The sequence below is a fragment of the Streptomyces sp. CNQ329 genome (assembly GCF_000482585.1).
Map to the genome: position 1 here is coordinate 18,727 of NZ_AXVU01000009.1, position 18,384 is coordinate 37,110.

General features: G+C 71.0%; 17 protein-coding genes and 1 tRNA gene. 5 read left to right on the plus strand and 13 right to left on the minus strand.

What is annotated here, in order from left to right:
• Positions 1 to 39: 39 nt before the first annotated feature.
• The 10 genes from rpoB to I003_RS0108200 form a co-directional block, all read right to left on the minus strand.
• Positions 40 to 3,525, minus strand: coding sequence for a DNA-directed RNA polymerase subunit beta (gene rpoB / locus I003_RS0108155; RefSeq protein WP_027771076.1), 3,486 nt, complete (start codon positions 3,523 to 3,525; stop codon positions 40 to 42).
• A 615-nt stretch (positions 3,526 to 4,140) separates the two neighbouring features.
• Positions 4,141 to 4,527 carry a 50S ribosomal protein L7/L12 gene (rplL, locus tag I003_RS0108160; protein ID WP_027771077.1) on the minus strand — a complete coding sequence of 129 codons (387 nt, stop codon included), beginning with the start codon at positions 4,525 to 4,527 and terminating at the stop codon, positions 4,141 to 4,143.
• Between the two features lie 97 nt (positions 4,528 to 4,624).
• Positions 4,625 to 5,179 (minus strand): 50S ribosomal protein L10, encoded by a 555-nt coding sequence (gene rplJ, locus I003_RS0108165; RefSeq protein WP_027771078.1) that lies wholly within the window; start codon positions 5,177 to 5,179, stop codon positions 4,625 to 4,627.
• 314 nt (positions 5,180 to 5,493) lie between these two features.
• Positions 5,494 to 6,390: an SCO4651 family lipoprotein gene (locus I003_RS0108170; RefSeq protein ID WP_486584135.1), complete on the minus strand. Its 897-nt coding sequence runs from the start codon at positions 6,388 to 6,390 to the stop codon at positions 5,494 to 5,496.
• A gap of 81 nt (positions 6,391 to 6,471) precedes the next feature.
• Positions 6,472 to 7,350 (minus strand): SCO4651 family lipoprotein, encoded by an 879-nt coding sequence (locus tag I003_RS0108175; RefSeq protein WP_486584136.1) that lies wholly within the window; start codon positions 7,348 to 7,350, stop codon positions 6,472 to 6,474.
• Positions 7,351 to 7,530: 180 nt separating this feature from the next.
• On the minus strand, positions 7,531 to 8,247 hold the full coding sequence (rplA, locus tag I003_RS0108180) for a 50S ribosomal protein L1 (RefSeq protein WP_027771081.1): 717 nt from the start codon (positions 8,245 to 8,247) through the stop codon (positions 7,531 to 7,533).
• A 95-nt stretch (positions 8,248 to 8,342) separates the two neighbouring features.
• Positions 8,343 to 8,777, minus strand: coding sequence for a 50S ribosomal protein L11 (gene rplK, locus I003_RS0108185; protein WP_018834878.1), 435 nt, complete (start codon positions 8,775 to 8,777; stop codon positions 8,343 to 8,345).
• Between the two features lie 169 nt (positions 8,778 to 8,946).
• The gene (nusG, locus tag I003_RS0108190) at positions 8,947 to 9,861 is read right to left on the minus strand and encodes a transcription termination/antitermination protein NusG (protein ID WP_027771082.1); all 915 of its coding nucleotides are present in this window, start codon (positions 9,859 to 9,861) and stop codon (positions 8,947 to 8,949) included.
• An 87-nt stretch (positions 9,862 to 9,948) separates the two neighbouring features.
• Positions 9,949 to 10,221 carry a preprotein translocase subunit SecE gene (gene secE, locus I003_RS0108195; RefSeq protein ID WP_027771083.1) on the minus strand — a complete coding sequence of 91 codons (273 nt, stop codon included), beginning with the start codon at positions 10,219 to 10,221 and terminating at the stop codon, positions 9,949 to 9,951.
• A gap of 104 nt (positions 10,222 to 10,325) precedes the next feature.
• Positions 10,326 to 10,398 (minus strand) — tRNA-Trp (locus I003_RS0108200).
• Between the two features lie 190 nt (positions 10,399 to 10,588).
• Here I003_RS0108200 and I003_RS0108205 point away from each other — a divergent pair.
• Both I003_RS0108205 and I003_RS0108210 read left to right on the plus strand, forming a co-directional pair.
• Positions 10,589 to 11,824 (plus strand): pyridoxal phosphate-dependent aminotransferase, encoded by a 1,236-nt coding sequence (locus I003_RS0108205; RefSeq protein ID WP_027771084.1) that lies wholly within the window; start codon positions 10,589 to 10,591, stop codon positions 11,822 to 11,824.
• 104 nt (positions 11,825 to 11,928) lie between these two features.
• Positions 11,929 to 13,068, plus strand: coding sequence for an adenosine deaminase (locus I003_RS0108210; protein WP_027771085.1), 1,140 nt, complete (start codon positions 11,929 to 11,931; stop codon positions 13,066 to 13,068).
• Here the strand turns inward: I003_RS0108210 and I003_RS0108215 are convergent.
• A complete protein-coding gene (locus tag I003_RS0108215; RefSeq protein WP_027771086.1) occupies positions 12,978 to 13,616 on the minus strand; it encodes a TetR/AcrR family transcriptional regulator in 639 nt (212 codons plus the stop codon). The genes I003_RS0108210 and I003_RS0108215 overlap by 91 nt on opposite strands.
• Positions 13,617 to 13,665: 49 nt before the next feature.
• Here I003_RS0108215 and I003_RS0108220 point away from each other — a divergent pair, with 49 nt between their 5' ends.
• A complete protein-coding gene (locus I003_RS0108220) occupies positions 13,666 to 14,412 on the plus strand; it encodes an SDR family oxidoreductase (RefSeq protein ID WP_027771087.1) in 747 nt (248 codons plus the stop codon).
• Positions 14,413 to 14,473: 61 nt separating this feature from the next.
• Here the strand turns inward: I003_RS0108220 and I003_RS0108225 are convergent, their stop codons facing one another.
• On the minus strand, positions 14,474 to 15,529 hold the full coding sequence (locus tag I003_RS0108225; protein ID WP_027771088.1) for a UDP-N-acetylmuramate dehydrogenase: 1,056 nt from the start codon (positions 15,527 to 15,529) through the stop codon (positions 14,474 to 14,476).
• Positions 15,530 to 15,761: 232 nt separating this feature from the next.
• Complete coding sequence (locus tag I003_RS0108230) at positions 15,762 to 16,364, minus strand: DedA family protein (RefSeq protein WP_027771089.1); 603 nt, start codon at positions 16,362 to 16,364, stop codon at positions 15,762 to 15,764.
• Between the two features lie 225 nt (positions 16,365 to 16,589).
• Between I003_RS0108230 and I003_RS0108235 the strand changes: the two genes are divergently transcribed.
• Both I003_RS0108235 and I003_RS0108240 read left to right on the plus strand, forming a co-directional pair.
• Positions 16,590 to 17,744, plus strand: a complete 1,155-nt coding sequence (locus tag I003_RS0108235; protein ID WP_027771090.1) for a sensor histidine kinase — start codon at positions 16,590 to 16,592, stop codon at positions 17,742 to 17,744.
• A complete protein-coding gene (locus I003_RS0108240) occupies positions 17,744 to 18,379 on the plus strand; it encodes a response regulator transcription factor (RefSeq protein WP_199784252.1) in 636 nt (211 codons plus the stop codon). Before I003_RS0108235 ends, I003_RS0108240 begins: the two co-directional genes overlap by 1 nt.
• Positions 18,380 to 18,384: the final 5 nt, after the last annotated feature.

The window sequence follows — 18,384 nt, forward strand, 5'->3', positions numbered from 1 at the left end:
GGGAGGGAGCGGCTTCGCAGGAGGCCGCTCCCCGACCCGTCAGACCTCTTCGACGCTGCTCGGCTCACGCCGGGACAGGTCGATGCCAAGCTCTTCCGCGGCACGGAAGACGTCCTCGTCCGTGTCGCGCATCTCGATGGACATGCCGTCGGAGGAGAGGACCTCCACGTTCAGGCACAGAGACTGCATCTCCTTGATGAGCACCTTGAACGACTCGGGGATGCCCGGTTCGGGGATGTTCTCGCCCTTGACGATGGCCTCGTAGACCTTCACGCGGCCGGTCACGTCGTCCGACTTGATGGTGAGCAGTTCCTGCAGCGCGTAGGCGGCGCCGTACGCCTCCAGGGCCCACACCTCCATCTCGCCGAACCGCTGGCCGCCGAACTGCGCCTTACCGCCCAGCGGCTGCTGGGTGATCATCGAGTACGGGCCGGTGGACCGGGCGTGGAGCTTGTCGTCCACGAGGTGGTGCAGCTTGAGGATGTACATGTAGCCGACGGAGATCGGCTCCGGGAACGGCTCGCCGGAGCGGCCGTCGAAGAGCTGTGCCTTGCCGGACGGCTGCACCATGCGGTCGCCGTCGCGGTTGGGCAGCGTGTTCTGGATCAGGCCGGCCAGCTCGTCCTCGCGGGCGCCGTCGAAGACCGGCGTCGCGACGTTCGTGCCGGAGGCGACCTGGTCGGCGCCGATGCCCTGCAGGCGCTCGGCCCACTCCTCCTTGATACCGGAGACGTCCCAGCCCTGGGCGGCGAGCCAGCCCAGGTGGATTTCCAGCACCTGGCCCGGGTTCATCCGGGAGGGCACGCCGAGCGGGTTGAGGATGATGTCGACCGGGTGGCCGTCCTCCATGAACGGCATGTCCTCGATCGGCAGGATCTTGGCGATGACGCCCTTGTTGCCGTGCCGGCCGGCGAGCTTGTCACCGTCGGTGATCTTGCGCTTCTGGGCGACGTAGACGCGGACGAGCTGGTTCACGCCGGGCGGCAGTTCGTCGCCCTCCTCGCGGTCGAAGACGCGGACGCCGATGACGCGGCCGGTCTCGCCGTGCGGGACCTTCAGGGACGTGTCACGGACCTCGCGGGCCTTCTCGCCGAAGATCGCGCGCAGCAGCCGCTCCTCCGGGGTCAGCTCGGTCTCGCCCTTGGGCGTGACCTTGCCGACCAGGATGTCGCCGGCGACGACCTCGGCACCGATGCGGATGATGCCGCGCTCGTCGAGATCGGCGAGCACCTCCTCGGAGACGTTCGGGATGTCCCGGGTGATCTCCTCGGGGCCCAGCTTGGTGTCGCGGGCGTCGACCTCGTGCTCCTCGATGTGGATCGAGGACAGGACGTCGTCCTGCACGAGGCGCTGGCTGAGGATGATGGCGTCCTCGTAGTTGTGGCCCTCCCAGGGCATGAACGCCACCAGGAGGTTCTTGCCGAGCGCCATCTCGCCCTCGTCGGTCGAGGGGCCGTCGGCGAGCACCTGGCCCTCGATGACGCGGGAGCCCTCGTCCACGAGCACCTTCTGGTTGAAGGAGGTGCCCTGGTTGGAGCGGTGGAACTTGTTGACGCGGTACGTGGTGTAGGTGCCGTCGTCGTTGGTGACGGTGACGTAGTCCGCGGAGACCTCCTGGACCACGCCGTCCTTCTCGGCCTTGATGACGTCGCCGGCGTCGACCGCGCAGCGGTACTCCATGCCGGTGCCGACGAGCGGGGCCTCGGCCCTGATCAGCGGCACGGCCTGGCGCATCATGTTCGAGCCCATGAGCGCGCGGTTGGCGTCGTCGTGCTCCAGGAAGGGGATCATCGCGGTCGCGACCGACACCATCTGGCGCGGCGAGACGTCCATGTAGTCGACGTCGTCGCCGGGGATGTAGTCGATCTCGCCGCCGCGGCGGCGGACCAGGACGCGGTTCTCGGCGAAGTGCAGGTCGTTCGTCAGCGGCGCGTTGGCCTGCGCGATGACGAAGCGGTCCTCCTCGTCGGCCGTCAGGTAGTGCACCTCGTCGGTGACGACGCCGTCGACGACCTTGCGGTACGGGGTCTCGATGAAGCCGAACGCGTTGACCCGGCCGTACGAGGCGAGCGAGCCGATCAGGCCGATGTTCGGGCCTTCCGGCGTCTCGATGGGACACATGCGGCCGTAGTGCGACGGGTGCACGTCACGGACCTCGAAGCCGGCCCGCTCACGGGACAGACCGCCGGGGCCGAGCGCGTTGAGCCGGCGCTTGTGGGTCAGACCGGACAGCGGGTTCGTCTGGTCCATGAACTGCGAGAGCTGGCTGGTGCCGAAGAACTCCTTGATGGAGGCGACGACCGGCCGGATGTTGATCAGGGTCTGCGGCGTGATCGCCTCGACGTCCTGGGTCGTCATGCGCTCGCGCACGACGCGCTCCATACGGGCGAGGCCCGTGCGCACCTGGTTCTGGATCAGCTCGCCGACGTTGCGGATGCGGCGGTTGCCGAAGTGGTCGATGTCGTCGGTCTCGACGACCACGGACTGGCCGTTGTCCCCGACGGTCTCGACCTCGCCGGCGTGCAGCTTCACCAGGTACTTGATCGAGGCGATGATGTCCTCGACCGTCAGGGTGCCCGCGTCGAGCGGCGCGGCGGCGCCCAGCTTCTTGTTGATCTTGTAGCGGCCGACCTTGGCGAGGTCGTAGCGCTTGGGGTTGAAGTACAGGTTCTCCAGCAGCGTCTGCGCGGCCTCCTTGGTCGGCGGCTCGCCCGGACGCAGCTTGCGGTAGATGTCGAGCAGCGCGTCGTCCTGGCCCTGGGTGTGGTCCTTCTCCAGGGTGGCGCGCATGGACTCGTACTCGCCGAACTCCTCCAGGATCTGCTCGTTCGTCCAGCCGAGCGCCTTGAGCAGCACGGTGACCGACTGCTTGCGCTTGCGGTCGATGCGCACACCGACCATGTCGCGCTTGTCGATCTCCATCTCCAGCCAGGCGCCCCGGGAGGGGATGACCTTGACGGAGAAGATGTCCTTGTCGGAGGTCTTGTCGATGGAGGAGTCGAAGTAGACGCCCGGGGACCGGACGAGCTGCGAGACCACGACACGCTCGGTGCCGTTGATCACGAAGGTGCCCTTGTCGGTCATGAGCGGGAAGTCGCCCATGAAGACCGTCTGGGACTTGATCTCGCCGGTCTCGTTGTTGGTGAACTCGGCGGTGACGAAGAGGGGCGCGGCGTACGTGAAGTCGCGCTCCTTGCACTCGTCGATGGAGTTCTTCGGGGGCTCGAAGCGGTGGTCGCGGAAGGTCAGCGACATCGACCCGGAGAAGTCCTCGATCGGGGAGATCTCCTCGAAGATCTCCTCGAGACCGGACTTGGTGGGGACGTCCTGTCCATGATCCAGGGCCTCCTCGACACGAGCCTTCCAGGCGTCGTTGCCGAGGAGCCAGTCGAAGCTCTCGGTCTGGAGCGCAAGAAGGTTCGGAACCTCGAGGGGTTCCTTGATCTTCGCGAAAGAGATGCGCAGCGGGGCGGTGCTGGCGCCGTTGTTCGTACTAGCGGTCGAGGCGGTGCGCGAGGCGGCCAAGAGGGGTCCTTCCGAGGGCTCGGACTCACTACGCGCGTACCGGTCCCAAAACCCACACGGAGAGGAGAACGCCCAGGTCAAAGCGTGTCTCTCAAGATCGTACGAGCTCTGGACAGACCCCTGGTGACGGGCAGGGGGCAGTTAACAGGCAGCGCAAAGGGTCAGTGTAGCGACTCGCCACACTGATGTCCAGCGGCGGCTGGAGACCAGCAAATCTTCGATCTCTCCCTGCCTGAGGAGCGCCCGCCTCGCGTGGGGCCTCCCCTGAAGTTATGCCGAATACCGGATGCCTTCGCGCTTGAAGCCATTCCCACTCAGTCACCGATCCATGCCTCGGAGTACGGACCGATGTGACGACCTGAGATGTGACGACCTGAGAATCGCGCGCCTCTGGCCGTTCGTCAAGGCCCCCCTGCCCCAGGGAGATCACGTCGGCCGCCCGCGCCGGTGAAGATCACCATACCCGCCGGTGCCCGCGGGGCAAGCGCTCCGGCCGGGGGGCCCGGCAACGCAGCGAGGGCGACCACCCGGATGGGTGATCGCCCTCGATGGCGGCACAGGGGCCGTCAGCCCCGGCGGGCCGGGCTCACAGCGCCCCGACCGGCCGGGACGGGGTCACTTGACCTCGACGGAGGCACCGGCGCCCTCAAGGGACTCCTTGGCCTTGTCCGCGGCCTCCTTGTTGACCTTCTCCAGAACCGGCTTCGGCGTGCCGTCGACCAGCTCCTTGGCCTCCTTCAGGCCGAGCGAGGTCAGCTCGCGCACGACCTTGATGACCTGGATCTTCTTCTCGCCGGCGCCGGTGAGGACGACGTCGAACTCGTCCTTCTCCTCGGCGGCCTCGGGGGCGGCGCCGCCACCACCCGGGGCGGCGACGACGGCGGCCGGCGCGGCGGCCTCGACGTCGAACTTCTCCTCGAACTTCTTCACGAAGTCGGAGAGCTCGAGAAGGGTCATCTCCTCGAACTGCGCAAGCAGGTCTTCCTGGCTGAGCTTCGCCATGGTGGCGGTCCTTCCACTAAGTCGGCTGGTGCCGGTGTGCTGATGCGTGATGCGGCGGGCGTTCGCGGTGCCCCCCAAGCCACGGAGAGCGGGGTCGCTACTCCGCGGCGTCGGCGGGAGCCGGCGTACCGGCACCGCCCTGCTCGACCTTGTCGCGCAGCGCGTCCGCGGTGCGGACGAACTTCGTGAGCGGGGCCTGGAAGGTCGCCGCGGCCTTCGCCATGGACGCCTTCATGCCACCGGCCAGCTTGGCGAGCAGCACCTCGCGGGACTCGAGGTCCGCAAGCTTGTTGATCTCCGCGGCGCTCAGGGCCTTGCCGTCGAGGACACCGCCCTTGATGACCAGCGCGGGGTTGTCCTTGGCGAAGTTCCGCAGCCCCTTGGCCGCCTCGACCGGGTCACCGGTCACGAAGGCGACAGCGGTCGAGCCCTGGAGGTGCTCGTCGAGCTGCTCGAGCCCGGCCTCCTTCGCCGCGATCTTGGTCAGCGTGTTCTTCACCACTCGGTACTGTGCGTTCTCGCCGAGAGAACGGCGCAGATCCTTGAGCTGCGCCACGCTCAGTCCGGTGTACGCGGTCACGACAGCCGCGTTGGAGCCGCGCAGCTTGTCCGCGATCTCCTTGACGGCCGCGACCTTGTCCGGCGTCGCCATGAGCCTCAGCCTCCTTCCGGGTGATGAGACCGCCCTTCGGATGCACGAGGCCCTCGCACACGGCAAACGCCCCGGCGCAGGCGCACGGGGCGTGACTCGACCGCACGGGCTCACGGCCCGGCGGGAGGGTCTTCCTCATTCACCTGCGCGGGCCGTCCGCGACATACGCGGAACCTTCGGCCACCGCACTCCCTGCGGGCGTACGGCAGCGGCCAGCGGTCTTTGGCTACGAAGGGGAAGCGTACGGCAGCGGCCGTCCCGCGGGCAAATCGCCCCCCGGGACGGCCGGGCCGTACGCGACGTCGGGTCCGGCGCTACGCGCCGCTCCCGCCGCCCTCCGCGTCCTGCATCATGGCGTCCATGTCCGCGGTCTCGGACGCCGGCGGGGCCTGGACCGTGACGGGCTCGTTGTAGCTGAGGAAGGTCATGGTGGTGTCCAGCGGACCCTCCTTCGTCTCGGCCCGCATGCGGAACTGCTTGGTGCGGTCCTCGCCGTCGATCCACATGTCCATGGTGAACTCGTCGAAGCCCTGCTCCGCCATCTCGTCGATCTTCTCCTGGCGGTCCTTCCTGGTCTCCGCGTCCTTGCCCTTCAGGTCCGCGCGGAGGTCGTCGAGGGTGACGGTGCCGGTGTAGCGGGTGGTCCGCACCCCCTCGATCTTCTCCTCACCGACCTTCTCCAGGTCCTCGGCCGCGTTCATCATCTGGGCTTCCTCGGCGGGGTTGTCGCCCGCCTCCTTCAGCTCCAGCAGCGGGTTCTCGCCCTCGCCCGCCTCGCCCTCGGACATGCCGATCTTCAGCCAGGTCCTGCCGTCCATCTCGGCGGCGGCCTCGGGACCGGCGTTCATGTACATGGCGTCGTCGACGAGACGGATCTCCACCTCGCCGCTCTCGGCGGCGGTCCCCCCGTCCGTCTTCAGCTTCATCTGTACGGCCGGCGGGTCGGTGCTGATCGCCCCGGTGCCCTCCAGGGAGCCCTCACCGGGGACCTCGCCGGCCATCCGGTATTCGAGGGAGGTGAACTTCTCCGCCTTCTCCGTGGCCTTGCGGACGGCGGCGGCGGGGCTGACATCGACCGGCTGACCGGCGTTCTTGCCCTTCCCGCCGTCCGCCTTGCCGTCTTTCTCGTCGTCGCCGCAGGCGGTGAAGGCGGTCAGGGCGAGGGCGGCCGCACCGAGGGCGGCACCGCCCCGTACGAACGTCGAGCGCATGGTCATCCTTTCCCTCCGGGCACGCGTGTCCCGGAACCGTGGAGGGGGACACGCTAGCGGATCGGGCAAGTCCGCCCGCCGTTACTGGATTTCGGTGAAGTCGATGCTCTCCGCCGCCGAGGGCTCCTCGACGTTCACGTCGACGCCGTAGTCCGAGTAGTAGACGGTGGTGCTGAACTCGCCGCCCTTCATCTCCCCGGACTCCTCACGCTTGATCATGAGGTCGTTCTCGTCCACCCAGATGTCGACGGTCTGCGTGGTGACGCCGGACGCCTCGAGCTGGTCCTCCAGGTCCGAGAGCTGCTGCTCGCTCAGCGTCTTGGACGACGCACGCGCCAGGTCGGAGACGTCCACGGTGCCGGAGTAGTGCGTGGTCTGTACGCCGCGCACCTCCTCCTGGCCGACCTCCTCGACGTCCTCGGAGGCCAGCAGCAGCTTCACGGCCTGCCCCGGGGTGCTGTTCTGCATCTGGTCCTTCATGTAGTCCCCGGACGGGCCCATGAACTCCGACAGGTCGTCGTAGTCGTAGCGGATCCACTTCTTGTCCGGGTACTGCGTCTGGAACGCGCCCTCGACGCCCGCGTAATAGGCGTCCGGCAGGTAGCGGGCGTCCAGCGTGCCGTCGTCGTCCATCATCTGGATCGAGGAAGCCATCTGGCCGTCGGTGTACTTCACCGTCGCGGTGCCGATCGCGCCGTCGGCCCAGTCGAGTTCGCCCTCGTTCTCGGTGGTCATCGCGTCGCCCATGACCATGGTGCTCTCGAACTTCGACGACTCCGCACCCGTGGTCTTCTCGTCGATCGCCTGCAGCGCGGCCTGCGCCCCCCGGATCGCCCCGCCACCGCCGCCGCCGCTGCCGCCGTCGCCCGAACCGCCCTCACCGCCGCCGGAGTCGGACCCGCAGGCCGCCGCGAACGCGAGCAGCAGCGCCGCCCCCAGCGAGACAGTTGCGCGCTTCACGGTCGTGTGCATGGGAATCCCCGCCCCCTCGTGATGGTCGAACTCTCGGGCAGGCGTTCTGCCCGTACGGCCAGTGAACACCAGAAACGGGCCGGACCCGTCGCCCCATGGGCGTTCCGGATCCGACCCGTTGCAGGGCCGTGACAGATGATGCGTACTCGTCGAACAGGCGGGCGCCCGTCAGACCGCGGCGTCCTCCGTCAGCAGGTTGCGCGTACGCGCGGGGTCCACCGGGATGCCGGGGCCCATCGTCGTGCTGATCGTGGCCTTCTTGATGTAACGGCCCTTGGCCGCCGACGGCTTGAGCCGCAGCACCTCTTCCAGCGCCGCGCTGTAGTTCTCCACGAGCTGACGCTCGTCGAACGAGGTCTTGCCGATGATGAAGTGGAGGTTGGAGTGCTTGTCGGTGCGGAACTCGATCTTGCCGCCCTTGATCTCGGTGACGGCCTTCGCCACATCGGGCGTGACCGTGCCGGTCTTCGGGTTCGGCATCAGACCGCGCGGGCCGAGGACCCGGCCGAGGCGGCCGACCTTGCCCATGAGGTCGGGGGTGGCGACGACCGCGTCGAAGTCGAGGCGGCCCTTCTGCACCTCCTCGATCAGCTCGTCGGCGCCGACGATGTCGGCGCCCGCGGCCTCCGCGGCCGCTGCACGGTCACCGGTCGCGAAGACCAGGACCCGGGCGGTCTTGCCGGTGCCGTGCGGGAGGTTCACGGTGCCGCGGACCATCTGGTCGGCCTTGCGCGGGTCGATGCCCAGGCGCATGGCGACCTCGACGGTGCCCTCGAACTTCGTCGTGGACGTCTCCTTGGCGAGGCGGACGGCCTCAAGAGGTGCGTACTGCCGCGTGCGGTCGACCTTGGCGTCGCCGCTGCGGAGTGCCTTGCTGCGCTTCACTGCTGCTCCTGATGTGTCGGTACGGAGTCGTGGTCCGGGCCGGCGCGTGGCCCTGCCACAGGGGTGCTGCGGTCGCTCGGGGCGCCGCGGGCCGCTCAGCCCTCGACCGTGACGCCCATGGAGCGGGCGGTGCCGGCGATGATCTTCTCGGCGGCGTCCAGGTCGTTGGCGTTGAGGTCGGCCATCTTGGTGGTGGCGATCTCGCGGACCTGGTCGCGGGTGATCTTCGCGACCTTGGTCTTGTGCGGCTCGCCGGAGCCCTTCTCGACGCCCGCGGCCTTGAGGATCATCTTCGCGGCCGGCGGCGTCTTGGTGATGAAGGTGAACGAACGGTCCTCGTAGACCGTGATCTCCACCGGGATGACCCAGCCGCGCTGCGACTCGGTCGCGGCGTTGTACGCCTTGCAGAACTCCATGATGTTCACGCCGTGCTGGCCCAGCGCGGGGCCGACCGGCGGAGCCGGGTTCGCGGCACCGGCCTGGATCTGGAGCTTGATCAGCCCCGTGACCTTCTTCTTCTTGGGAGGCATGTCTCTCCGGGTCCTTGAATGAGAGGTTTGCGCCTCGATCCGGCCGATCATCCGGATGGAGGCATACCGCACCACGATAGCCGTATCGGGTACGAGTCCTGAAACCGAGCAGGTCAGAGCGGCTGCGAAGCCCTCTGACCTGGTCGGAAGCGGGTGGGGCGGGGTGCCCTCAGTCGTTCTTCTGGATCTGGTCGAAGCTCAGCTCGACCGGGGTCTCCCGGCCGAAGATCTCCACCAGGCCCTTGACCTTCTTCGAGTCGGCGTTGATCTCGTTGATCGTCGCCTGCAGCGTCGCGAAGGGGCCGTCGGTGACGGTGACCGAGTCGCCCACGGCGAAGTCGAGCACCTGCACCTCGACCTTGCGGGACGGCGCCGGCTTGCCCTCGGCCTCCGCGGCCTCGCGGGCGGCCTTCTCCTCGGCCTCCGGGGCGAGCATGCGGACGATCTCGTCGAGCGTCAGCGGGTACGGGTCGTAGGCGTTGCCGACGAAGCCGGTGACGCCCGGGGTGTTGCGCACGACGCCCCACGACTCGTTGGTCAGGTCCATCCGCACCAGGACGTAGCCCGGGAGCTTGTTCTGCCGGACGTTCCTGCGCTCGCCGTTCTTGATCTGGACGACTTCTTCCTCGGGCACCTCGGCCTGGTAGATGAAGTCCTCGACGTTCAGGGAGACGGCGCGCTGTTCGAGGTTGGACTTGACCCGCTTCTCGTAGCCCGCGTAGGTGTGGATCACGTACCACTCGCCGGGCAGGCCGCGCAGCTCCTGGCGCAGCGCCTCGACGGGGTCGACGGCCTCCTCGGCCGCCTCGGCGGTCTCGTCCGCCTCGTCGGGCTTCTCGTCCGCGTCCGTCTCGTCGCCGGCCTCGGCGGACTCCTCCGCCTCGCCGGCGTCCTCCGCCTCGTCGGCGGCGCTCTCGTCGGCCGCCTCAGCGTCCTCGGCCTCGGCCGCGGCGTCCTCGGCGTCTTCGGGTCCGGCCCCCACCCCCGCCGTCTCGGCCGCCTCCACCTGCTCGGCAGGCTCGGCCTGCGCAGCGCCGGCGACCTCGTCGGTCGCGACTGCGTCGTTCAGGTTCGGGTCAGACACGGTAGCTGCTTCTTCCTGGCTCAAAAGGGGATGTGCACATGCAGTCGCCTACCTTACGTACCTTACGGGGCGGCGTACGCGAATCGGTCAGCCGAAGACGTACTGCATGAGTTCGGTGAACCCGAAGTCGATCACCGTCACGATGCCGATCATGACCACCACGAAGATGATCACCACGGTCGTGTACGTCGTGAGCTGGTTCCGCGTCGGCCAGACGACCTTGCGCAGCTCCGCGACGATCTGGCGGTAGAAGAGCGCCAGGCGGGCGAACGGGCCCTTCCGGCCGCGCTTGCCGCCGCGGCGAGCGGGTCGCGCGTCGCCTTCGGGGCGGTCAGGCGTCGCGGTGGAGGCTTCCGTCACTCGTCCTCACCTGGATCCCGGTTCGTTGGCCTGCCGCGCCCTGTGGAGCCGCACGGCGGGGCTGCTGTGAACTGCGTACGCATCCCCTGAGGGGATGCGCCTAGCAGGGCCGGAGGGACTTGAACCCCCAACCGCTGGTTTTGGAGACCAGTGCTCTACCAATTGAGCTACGACCCTTTGTGTCATCCCAACCTAACGCATTCCTGCAGGGGCTTCACGAGCGCGTGCAAGATCTGCACCGGGGCTGGCACGGTGGTTGAGTGTACGTGTTTCACGCCCCGGCGTCGAACGAGTACGCCGCGCGCCCCCCGTACGAGCCGTGCAACCCATGTGCCCGGCCCCCCGCCCGTCTGGAACGATGGGCGTCATGACCGCTGCAAACACCGCGTCCCAGTCCCCGACCGAACGCCGGGTATCGGCCCGCGTCGGCGCCATCTCCGAGTCCGCGACGCTCGCCGTGGACGCCAAGGCCAAGGCCCTGAAGGCGGCCGGCCGGCCGGTGATCGGCTTCGGTGCAGGCGAGCCCGACTTCCCGACGCCCGACTACATCGTCGAGGCCGCGATCGCAGCGTGCACCAACCCGACGTACCACCGCTACACGCCCGCCGGCGGGCTGCCCGAGCTGAAGGCCGCCATCGCCGCGAAGACCGCGCGCGACTCGGGTTACGAGGTGGAGCCGGCCCAGGTGCTCGTCACCAACGGCGGCAAGCAGGCGATCTACGAGTCGTTCGCCGCCCTGCTCGACCCGGGCGACGAGGTCATCGTCCCGGCGCCGTACTGGACGACCTACCCCGAGTCGATCCGGCTGGCCGGCGGCGTGCCCGTCGACGTCGTCGCCGACGAGACCACGGGCTACCGGGTCTCCGTCGAGCAGCTCGAAGCCGCCCGCACCCCGCGCACGAAGGTGCTGCTCTTCGTCTCCCCGTCCAACCCGACCGGCGCGGTCTACACCCGCGAGCAGGTCGAGGCGATCGGCCGCTGGGCGGCGGAGCACGGGCTGTGGGTGCTGACCGACGAGATCTACGAGCACCTGGTGTACGGGGCCGCCGAGTTCCACTCGCTGCCGGTGGTCGTGCCGGAGCTGCGGGACAAGTGCATCGTGGTCAACGGCGTGGCCAAGACGTACGCGATGACCGGCTGGCGGGTCGGCTGGGCCATCGGCCCGAAGGACGTGATCAAGGCCGCGGCGAACCTGCAGTCGCACGCCACGTCCAACGTCTCCAACGTTGCTCAGGCCGCCGCCCTCGCGGCCGTCTCCGGCGGCCTGGACGCGGTGGCGAAGATGCGCGAGGCGTTCGACCGGCGGCGCAGGACGATCGTGCGGATGCTGAACGAGATCGAGGGCGTGGAGTGCCCGGAGCCGGAGGGCGCGTTCTACGCGTACCCGTCGGTGAAGGGGCTGCTCGGCAAGGAGATCCGCGGCCGGCGCCCGGCGAACTCGGTGGAGCTGGCCGAGGTGATCCTGGAGGAGGCCGAGGTGGCCGTGGTGCCGGGGGAGGCGTTCGGGACCCCGGGGTATCTGCGGCTGTCGTACGCGCTGGGGGACGAGGACCTGGTCGAGGGCATCTCCCGGCTGCAGAAGCTGCTGGCGGAGGCGAAGTAACCGCAGACGTGCGCGGGCGGGGCCTGCCCGGACAACCGTCCGGGCAAGCCCTCGTTCGTTGGAGTCGGTGTCGCCGGCCCCCGCGGATGCGGCAAGATCTCTCCATGGAGCACGACCACCGCCCCGTCGCCCGAGACGTACGCCGCCTGCCGAAGGCGCATCTGCACCTGCACTTCACCGGCTCCATGCGCTCCGGCACGCTGATCGAGCTGGCCGCCAAGTACGGTGTGCACCTGCCCGAGGCGCTGAGCGGCGGCGAGCCCCCGAAGCTGCGTGCGACCGACGAGCGCGGCTGGTTCCGCTTCCAGCGGCTGTACGACCTGGCCCGCTCCTGCCTGCGCTCGGCCGAGGACATCCAGCGGCTGGTCCGCGAGGCCGCGGAGGAGGACCTCGCGGACGGCTCGGGGTGGCTGGAGATCCAGGTCGACCCCACGTCGTACGCGCCGCGTCTCGGCGGGCTGATCCCGGCGCTGGAGATCATCCTCGACGCGGTCGAGACCACGTCCCGGGAGACCGGCCTCGGGATGCGCGTGCTGGTCGCCGCGAACCGGATGAAGCACCCGCTCGACGCCCGTACCCTCGCCCGTCTCGCCGTGCGCTACGCCGATCGCGGCGTCATCGGCTTCGGGCTCTCCAACGACGAGCGCCGCGGCTTCGCCCGCGACTTCGACCGCGCCTTCGCCATCGCCCGCGACGGCGGCCTGCTGGCCGCCCCGCACGGCGGCGAGCTGGCCGGGCCGACGAGCGTCCGCGACTGCCTGGACGACCTGGACGCGAGCCGTATCGGGCACGGCATCCGGGCCGCCGAGGACCCGCGGCTGCTGTCGCGGCTGGCGGCGGCGGGGGTGACCTGCGAGGTGTGCCCGTCGTCGAACGTCGCCCTGGGGGTGTACGAGCGGCCGGAGGACGTGCCGCTGCGCACGCTGTGGGACGCGGGGGTGCCGATGGCGCTGGGGGCGGACGACCCGCTGCTGTTCGGGTCACGGCTGGCGGCGCAGTACGAGCTGGCGCGTACGTACCACGGCTTCACGGACGAGGAGCTGGCGGAGCTGGCGCGGCAGTCGGTACGGGCCTCGGTGGCGCCGGAGGACGTGCGGCGGGGGCTGCTGGCCCGGGTGGACGACTGGCTGGCGGGAGAGCCGGTGGGCGGCCGTCAGACGGCGGGCGGGGGCGCCGCGGGCGGCGGGGTGAGCGCCGCCCAGACCGTGCGCGACAGCGCCGCGGCGAAGTCGTCCGCCGGCTGAACCGCCGCGGGACCGCCGAAGGCCACGAAGAACGCGCGCTGGAAGCACGCGCCGAGGAGCATCGCCGCCGCGGCCCGGGTGTCCGCGTCGGCGCGGATACGGCCGCACTCGCGCTCCCGTACCAGGTAGCCGGCGAGCGCGTCGGCCGCCTCGGACGGCCCCTTGCGCCCGACCGCCGCGAGCCCTTCGGCGAACCGCGCGAGCAGGCCCGGCTCGGCCAGCAGCGCGCCCGTCATGGGCAGGATCTCCTGGTAGAAGTCCATGGCCCGGTCGGCGACGGCGCGCAGGCACTCCTCGACGCTGCGCCCCCGGCCCGGGTCGCCGTCCAGCTCGGTGAGCAGCGCGCCGAGGCCCGGCATCCGCTCGAAGAGGACGCGGAGGAAGATGTCCTCCTTGTTGACGAAGTGCTTGTAGAGCAGCGCCTCCGAGCAGCCCGCCTCCCGCGCGATCTCCTTGGTGGTCGCGTGCACGAACCCGGCGGTGCGGATGAGCCGCTCCGCGGCGTCGATGATGCGCTCCGGGGCCGGTCTTGACGGCGAGGTGGGCATTCACTCACCCTAACAGGGGGTGGGTGAGCACCCACTCACAGGAGGGACGATGAAGCTCACGGTCTTAGGCGCGTCCGGCGGCACCGGCCGGGAGGTCGTCCGGCACGCGCTGGCCGCCGGTCACGAGGTGACGGCGGTGGTGCGCAAGGGAGCGCGGAGCATGGCCGCCGGGCCGGGTGCGGCGGCCGGGGCGCGCGCCGCACGGGGCGGCAGGGGGCGCGACGGCGAGGCGGAGGGCTCGCGCCGGGCCGCCGGACAGGGCGGTGGGGGCGGGCGGCTGACGGTGACGACCGTCGAGGACGTGACCGACCCCGCGGCCCTCGGGCCGGTCGTCAGAGGCCGCGACGCGCTGCTGTTCTGCCCCTTCCTGGAGAGCGCCGGCCGGCCCCCGGGCCGCCTCGGCGCGACGGCGCACGCCCTGGTCCGGGCCGCGCGGGCGGCGGGCGTACGGCGGCTGCTCGTCGTCAGCTCGGCGCCGGTCGGGCCGCTGCCGCCGGACGAGGGGGTGCTGGGGCGTGCGGTGTCGCCGGTGCTGCGGGCGGTGTTCAAGGACGTGTACGCGGAGGCCGCCGCGATGGAGTCGGAGCTGGCGCACAGCGGGCTCGACTGGACGGTGCTGCGGCCGGGCAAGCTGACGAACCGGCGGGGCAAGGGCCGCTACCGGCGCCGGGTCGGCGGCAACGTCCCCGGCACGGGGACCCTGGCGCGCGCGGATCTGGCGCGGGCCGTGCTCGACCTGCTGGACGACCCGGCGGCGCGGGGGCGGACGGTGGGGCTGGGGTCGGCGCGGGGGTGAGAGGGCGCGTACCGCCGCCGGAGGCACGCGCCGGCGGCCCCGGGCCGCGCACCGGCCCGCGTCAGAGGCTGACGCCGACGGTCACCGGCTCGTTGACCAGGGTGACGCCGAAGGCGTCCCGCACGCCGTCGCGCACCTCGCGGGCGAGCGCGAGCAGGTCCTCGGTGGTCGCCGAGCCGCGGTTGGTCAGGGCCAGGGTGTGCTTGGTGGAGATACGGGCCGGGCCCGTGCCGTAACCGCGGGTGAAGCCGGCGCGGTCGATGAGCCAGGCCGCGGACGTCTTCGTCAGCCCCTCCCCCGCCGGGAACGCCGGCGGATGCGTGTCCGGCCCGAGGCGGCGGGCGACGCGGTCGAGGAAGGCGGCGTGGGCCTCGTCGCCGAGGATCGGATTGGTGAAGAACGAGCCGGCCGACCATGTGTCGTGGTCCTCCGGGTCGAGCACCATGCCCTTGCCGGCGCGGAGCTTCAGCACGACGTCGCGCGCCTGGACGGCCGGCACCCGCTCGCCGGGCTCGATGCCGAGCATGCGCGCCGCCTCCCCGTACCGGATGGGCGCGGACAGCCCGCCCTCGTCGGCGAGCCGGAAGCGGACGCGCAGGACGACGAAGCGGGAAGGGTCGGCCTTGAAGCGGCTGTGCCGGTACGAGAAGCCGCAGTCGGCGCCGGGGAGGGTGACGGTCTCGCCGGCGGTACGGTCGTACGCAACGACCTCGGTGATCGTCTCCGCGACCTCCTGGCCGTACGCCCCGACGTTCTGGATCGGCGTGGCCCCGGCCGAGCCGGGGATGCCGGCGAGGCATTCGACGCCGGCGAGGCCGGCGTCGACGGTGCGGGCGACCGCATCCGACCAGTTCTCGCCGGCGGCGAGTTCGAGCGCGGTGCCGTCGAGGTCGAAGCCTTCGGTGGCGATGCGCAGGGCGGTGCCGGGGAAACCGGCGTCGGCGACGACGAGGTTGCTGCCCCCGCCGACGACGAGGAGCGGCGTCCCGGCGGCATCGGCCGCGCGCACGGCGTCGACCACCTCGGCGTCGGTCGTGGCGGTGACCAGCCGGTCGGCGGGGCCGCCGAGGCGGAGGGTGGTCAGCGGGGCGAGGGGGGCGTCGTGGCGTACCTGCACGGTGCCAAGGTTACGGGCCGGGGGTGACAGGGCGCGGAGGCGGTGCCGGGACGCCGAGGGCGGGGAGCAGCGTGCGCTCCCGTAGGCGAAGTGGTCGTCGAGGCGGGCGGCGCTGGAGCCGCTGACGGCCGGTGAGCGCCGGACGTGCGTGGAGACGCCGGCGGCGTACGAGCGGCACCTGGGCGGGAGCGACCCGTCGTAGGGCCGGGGCGCCGGACCGGCGGGCCGCGCGCTACGCGCTCCGGCGCGGCGCCCGGTGCCGGCCGCGGCCGGCGGTGACGGCCCGTACGGCCAGGAACGCCGCAACCGCCAGGGCCACCACGCCCAGGACCACCTTGGAGTACACGCCGACCAGGTCGCTGATCTCGTGCCAGCGCGAGCCCAGCCCGTAGCCCGCGAGCACGAACACCGTGTTCCACAGGGCGCTTCCCGCCGCCGTGAGGCCGACGAAGACCGGCACCGGCATCCGTTCGACGCCCGCGGGCACCGATATGAGGCTGCGGAAGATCGGGATCATGCGGCCGAAGAACACCGCCTTCGTGCCGTGCCGGTTGAACCACGCCTCCGTACGCTCGATGTCGCGCACCTTGAGCAGCGGAAGCTTCGCCGCCAGCGCGATGGTCCGCTCGCGGCCGAGGAGGGAGCCGACCCAGTACAGCGCGAGGGCGCCGACGACGGAGCCGACGGTGGTCCAGACGAGCACGGCCACCAGGTTCAGCCCGCCCTGGTGGGCCGTGAAGCCGGCGAGCGGCAGGATGACCTCGCTGGGCAGCGGCGGGAACAGGTTCTCCAGCGCGATGGCCAGCCCCGCCCCCGGTGCCCCGAGATCCTCCATGAGCCCGGCGGCCCACCCCGCGACGCCGCCGCTGGGCGCCTCTCCGGCAGCGATTCCGATCATGGCGATGACGTTACGGGGCGGGTCCGGCAACCGGAATCCGGGGTCCCATCCAGATACGTACGGAAAACCCCACCACCGGGGCTGCGTTGAACCGCACTCCGGTCTTCGTGAGGAAAGCCGCAGTGCACCCCTCCCCCGCCCGCGGCTAGCGTGAAGGGCCTCATGCGTCCGATCCTGCTCCGCCGCCTGCGCACCGCGGCCGGGGTCCTCACCGGCGGCCTCACCGCCCTCGCCGAGCTGCCGCTCGTCGCCCTGTGCGGCATATGGCTCCTCGCCACCTGGCCGTGGCAGGCCGCCGCCGGCGGCAGCCCGCGCGCGGCCCGCCTGCCGTACGAGGCCGCGGCCCGGCTCGCGGCGGCCGAGCGCACGCGCATGACGTACTTCTACGGCAGCGAACTCGCCCCGCCCCGGGCCACCCCTCGCGCGCTGCAGTACCTCGCGCTGCGCTGGGGCGTCGGCGTGCTGGGCGGCGCGGTGCTGATGACGGCGCTGATCGGCGCGGGATACGGCTCGACGCTGGTGTGGATCTGGTTCGTGGCGAGGGACGCGAACCCCTTCGTGATGCTCGCCTCCGGCTTCGCCGGCCTGTTCCTTCTCTTCCTGTCCGTCCAGGGCGTGGACGGTGTGGCCGCCCTCGACAACCACCTCGCCCACCGCTTCCTCGGCCCCAGCCCTTCCGACCTCCTTCAGCGCCGCATCGGCGAACTCGCCGCCACCCGCGCCGGCATCGTGGCCGCCGTCCACGACGAGCGCCGCCGCATCGAACGCGACCTCCACGACGGCGTACAGCAGCGCCTCGTCGTCCTCGGCATGCTCCTGGGCCGCGCCCGGCGCACCGGGACCGCCGACCCGGAGAAGGCGCGGGAGCTGCTGCGCCAGGCGCACGAGCAGTCACAACTGGCGCTCACGGACCTGCGCGAGGTCGCCTGGCACGTCTACCCGGCGGCACTGGACGACGCGGGCCTGCGCGCGGCGCTGGAGGCGCTGGCGGAGCGCTCGGAGCTGCCCGTACGCATCGACTACGCGCTCGCCGGGGCGCTGCCCGAGGCGGTGCGTACGGTCGCGTACTTCACGGTCTCCGAGGCGGTCACGAACGCGATCAAGCACTCGTCCGCCACGCTGGTGACCGTGCGGCTGACGCGGGATGCGACGATGGCGCGCGTGAGCATCGAGGACGACGGCACGGGCGGCGCGAACCCCGCGGGCGGCGGCCTCCTGGGCCTCGCCCGCCGCGTCGCCGCCCTCGACGGCCGGCTCACCGTCTCCAGCCCGCCCGGCGGGCCCACCACCGTCACCGCGGAGCTGCCGTGCGCGTAGTGCTGGCCGACGACTCGACGCTGCTCCGCGAGGGCCTGGCCCGCCTCCTCACCGACGAGGGCCACGACGTCACCGCCGCCGTCGGCGACGCCCCGGCCCTGCTCGCCGCGGTCGCCGCCGACCCCCCGGACGCCGCGGTCGTCGACGTCCGCATGCCGCCGGGCCACTCCGACGACGGCCTGCGCGCCGCCCTGGAGATCCGCGAACGGTGGCCGGAGACGGGGGTGCTGGTGCTCTCGCAGTACGTCGAGCGGCGCTACGCGGCGGAGTTGGTCACCGGCAGCACGGGCGGGGTCGGCTACCTGCTGAAGGACCGCGTGGTCCAGGTCGACGAGTTCCTCGACGCCCTGGACCGCGTCGCCACAGGAGGCACAGCCCTCGACCCCGAGGTCGTACGCCGCCTCCTGACCCACACCACCCGCACGGACCCGCTGGACCGCCTCACCCCCCGCGAACGCGAGGTCCTGGACCGCATGGCCCAGGGCCACACCAACGCGGCCATCGCGGCACGGCTGCACGTCTCGCAGAGCGCGGTGGAAAAACACGTCAACGCGATCTTCGACAAGCTCGACCTGGGCCGCACGGAGGGCTACAGCCGCAGGGTCCTGGCGATCCTGCGCTACCTGGAACCCTGACCCGC